This window comes from uncultured Thiodictyon sp., from assembly GCF_903828115.1.
Classification (GTDB): domain Bacteria; phylum Pseudomonadota; class Gammaproteobacteria; order Chromatiales; family Chromatiaceae; genus Thiodictyon.
Window position 1 is genome coordinate 1 of the sequence record NZ_CAIKKU010000691.1, and the last position, 3,973, is coordinate 3,973.

At 61.8% G+C, this 3,973-nt stretch carries 4 protein-coding genes; 2 read left to right on the forward strand and 2 right to left on the reverse strand.

Annotation, left to right across the window (positions count from 1 at the left end; genetic code table 11):
• On the reverse strand, positions 1-815 hold an 815-nt coding region (locus tag QZY48_RS26045; protein ID WP_295436438.1), incomplete at its 3' end, for a phage integrase N-terminal SAM-like domain-containing protein.
• Between the two features lie 138 nt (positions 816-953).
• On the opposite strand from QZY48_RS26045, the gene QZY48_RS26050 reads away from it, so the two are divergent.
• Positions 954-1,364, forward strand: a complete 411-nt coding sequence (locus QZY48_RS26050) for a hypothetical protein (RefSeq protein ID WP_295436439.1) — start codon at positions 954-956, stop codon at positions 1,362-1,364.
• Positions 1,365-1,594: 230 nt separating this feature from the next.
• Here the strand turns inward: QZY48_RS26050 and QZY48_RS26055 are convergent, their stop codons facing one another.
• Positions 1,595-2,968 carry an integron integrase gene (locus QZY48_RS26055; protein WP_295436441.1) on the reverse strand — a complete coding sequence of 458 codons (1,374 nt, stop codon included), beginning with the start codon at positions 2,966-2,968 and terminating at the stop codon, positions 1,595-1,597.
• 150 nt (positions 2,969-3,118) lie between these two features.
• Between QZY48_RS26055 and QZY48_RS26060 the strand changes: the two genes are divergently transcribed.
• A complete protein-coding gene (locus QZY48_RS26060; RefSeq protein ID WP_295436442.1) occupies positions 3,119-3,703 on the forward strand; it encodes a hypothetical protein in 585 nt (194 codons plus the stop codon).
• Positions 3,704-3,973: the final 270 nt, after the last annotated feature.

Sequence of the window (3,973 nt, forward strand, 5' to 3'; positions counted from 1 at the left end):
GCATGTCCCAGCAGTTCCTGCACCGTGCGGATATCGTAGCCCGCCTCCAGCAGATGGGTCGCGAACGAATGCCGCAACGCATGGCTGTTGACCCGCTTCGGCAGCCCGGCGCGTTGCCCGGCCGCCTTGATCTGCATCTGCAATGACGACTCGTGCAGATGATGGCGGCGCACCTCCCCTGACTTGGGGTCCTGCGACAGCCGGCTGCTCGGAAACACGTACTGCCAGATCCACTCCAACACCTGCTTGAACAGGAAGGCCACCGCGGCATAGGCCAGGCCCTGCGTCTTGGCCGACACCGAGCGATCCACCGCCAGATGCGTCAGGAACCACTGCACGTCCTCCACCCCGAGCGCTGCGGTCGGCTGGTCGCCACAGAACATCAGGAAGCGGTGACACCAATCCACATAAGCCTGCTCGGTCCGGATCGAATACTGCATTGCCCGAATGGTCCGCGCCAGGGTCTCCAGGAGGGGAAAGGCCGCCGCCGCGCCGGCGAACCGCGGCCCCGCGCCCGGCGCCTGCGACTTCCCAAGGGTCGGATGGTCCGGCGCCAACGCCTTGCCGCCGGCCTTCCACCAGTCCCAGTCGACAGCTTTTCCCGCGGGGACTTGACTTAGATCAACTAAGATGAGTTGCAAAGCGTCGACCGTTTGGCGAAACTGCCAGTCGGCGAGATGCCCTTGGCTCGACACCTCCTGGAGGTAGCCGATCACCTGCTCGGCCGCCAGCCGGGACAGGGACTCAGGCCGCAACGCCTTCAGGAACGCCTCGACCCGGCGCACGTACCAGAGCAGCCATCTTGTATTTTGCACGCGGCGCCCGGAAGAGACTATGCAAATCGCAAGACTTGACGCTATCCCCTGGATGACAGAATATTGCGGGCCGCCCCTTTTGCGCTGCTAATCCGTCACCTGCGAGCTGGGCTAATGCGACTTCACCCTCGATCGTTCTTGCTCGGCTTCATGCTGGGGTTTGCATTGGCCATTTTCATTCGATTGATTCCGTCGCTGAACTTGATATGGCTGGAGATCCTGTTCGGCACGCCAACAGCCACCGCGGTGGAGCAGTCAGCCCCTTCTCCGGACGGCGCCCTGATCGCATACGTCTTGGTCCGCGACAGCGGTTCTACGACAGCCCCGAGCAGACAGGTCGCGGTCGCTCGCCCGGATCAGCCGATTCCGGAGGTCGGCAACGTCTTTCGTGCCCGCGACTATGGCGTTGTTTCTGTGAAGTGGGAAACCTCTCACAAGTTGATTGTCGTGTCGGAGGCGGAGGTCGGATTCTTCGAGGCACGAGGCGATGGAATGTGGGCGACCTTGCGTCTACGCGGTGCTGCGCAACAGGTCGCGGGCGACGAATAGAAACCCTCTTGAGCCCCCAGGCGGGACGGGGTATTCACCCCGTCCCGAACGTTTTAGGTGCCGCCGACAAGAGCCGCGGCTATTGGCCGCCGCCTGCCCGGGGGCCGGAACTGTACCTCGCGCGGCGTCAGGCACGCGACGATCGGAAGAACATCTTCAGCGGTCAGCGCTTTGGACATCATTGGAGTGTAGCATCCCGCGGCCGTCCCGCGCGCGCCCAGACCCCGCCCCTACCACGCATCCACCGGACTCTTCACCGGCACCACCCCCGGCCGATTGAGCACATGGGTATAGATCATCGTCGTCGACACGTCCGCATGTCCCAGCAGTTCCTGCACCGTGCGGATATCGTAACCCGCCTCCAGCAGATGGGTCGCGAACGAATGCCGCAACGCATGGCTGTTGACCCGTTTCGGCAGCCCCGCGCGTTGCCCGGCCGCCTTGATCTCCATCTGCAATGACGACTCGTGCAGATGATGCCGGCGCACCTCCCCCGACTTGGGGTCCTGCGACAGCCGGCTGCTCGGAAACACATACTGCCAGATCCACTCGCGCGCCGCGTTCGGGTACTTACGCCCCAAGGCATCCGGCAGATACACGCAGCCTGCACCGCCCGCCAGGTCCCGCTCGTGCAGGGTCTTCACGCGCGCCAGGTGGATCTGCACCGGCTCCCGCAGGCGCTCCGGCAAGGGCACGATCCGATCCTTCCCGCCCTTCCCGTTGCGCACCACGATCGAGCGATTCCCAAAGTCCACGTCGGCCGCCCGCAGCCGCACACACTCCATCAGCCGCATCCCGGTCCCGTACATCAGCCGCGCCATCAGGCCAAAGGTCCCGTCCATCGCCTCACACAACCGGCGCACCTCCTCCCGGGTCAGCACCACCGGCAGCCTCTGCTGGCGCTTCGGCCGGGAGAAACGCACGTCCTCCAAGGGCCGTTCCAACACCTGCTTGAACAGGAAAGCCACCGCGCTGTAGGCCAGGCCCTGGGTCTTGGCCGACACCGACCGGTCCACCGCCAGGTGCGTAAGGAACCGCTGCACGTCCTCAACCCCGAGGGCCTCCGTCGGCTTGTCCCCGCAGAACGCCAGGAACCGGTGACACCAATCCACATAGGCCTGCTCGGTGCGGATCGAGTACTGCATCGCGCGGATGGTCCGCGCCAGGGTCTCCAGGAGCGGGAAGGCCGCCGCCGCACCGGCGAACCGCGGACCCGCACCCGGCGCCTGCGACTTCCCAAGGGTCGGATGGTCCGGCGCCAACGTCTTGCCGCCGGCCTTCCACCAGTCCCAATCGATACCCTTTCCGACCGGGGCTTGACTTAGGTCAACTAAAAGCAGTTGCAAAGCATCGACGATTTGGCGAAACTGCCACCCGGTAACTTGCCCTTGGCTCGACACCTCCTGGAGGTAGCCGGTGACCTGCTCGGCCGTCAGGCTGGACAAGGACACCGGGCGTAGCGCCTTCAGGAACGCCTCGACCCGGCGCACGTACCAGGGACGCATCTTCTCCGGCACGCCGCGGTGGATCAGGAGATCCAGGTAGCGGTCCCAGTTGGAGGGGGTGCCGTCTTCGCGGCGGGGCGGGGTTGGCATGGTTGGCATGGTTGGTTTAGGATACTAGTGGTCTAGACTGGATTCAGTCTAGACTACTAGTATCCTAGTACAAGCTAGTCCACAAGCGGCCCGCGCCAGCCTAGTCCGGCGTCGGCCCGTCTCGAGCTAGCACACGTTAGACTTTTTGGAGACCACACCATGAATGCAAGCCACGCGATCCGGACAACCGTTGCAGCGTTCCTGATTTCTGCTATGGCTATAAGCGGTACTTTAGCCGCGGAGCCGAACGAATCGCAGCAAGAAAATCAGCCTGGCGCGCTAGCGGAGTCTACTGGTGATATGGCGCCCAAGACCGCCGACCTAATAGAATATGTACTCGCATGGTATTACACGCAGAATGCTAGAAATCCGATGTTTTGGAACGAACCCGCGAACCCGGTGCTAGACAAGAAATATTTCGGAGAAAGGTATCGCGAATTTACTGGCGGTGATAAGCAGGTTAAGATCGATGGTATCGGGATTGCATCGTCGATGGACGGCGCTGATGTAACAATAAAGCCGGATGGACATCTTGACGCCGAGATAACCGGCTTTGAAGATCGTGCCTTCCGCATTGAGAAAGGGGGGTTTGGCGTCAAGAACGGATTTGTTTACATTCAAGATGGCACAACCGTTGTCGTCGAAAAAGCAAGCTACACCCGAACGAAAGATGCTTGGCGTAAAGATGATCCGAAAAAGGGCAGCGCTAGCGAAACGCCGATTACGTCTGAATCTGCCCGCTAACATGCGGATTTTCCAAGCGCCCGATCAGTTCATGGCGATTTAGTCAGCGTTTCCCAAGCGGAATAAGGCACTAAATATCTGTCCCATTGGAGTGGGATCGCCTTTCTGGCAACCGAGGCCAAGAATAGGTCTCCGCCGTAGGAACGCCGGTTACCCGGCGCCCCCGGCGCAATCCCGGACGTGCAGTTTTCCCGCATCCGGTTCCTCGGTTGTACTCACATTCGCGCGGACCTTCACAGTTACCCGTTACAAGGCCCAGTTGTTATTGCC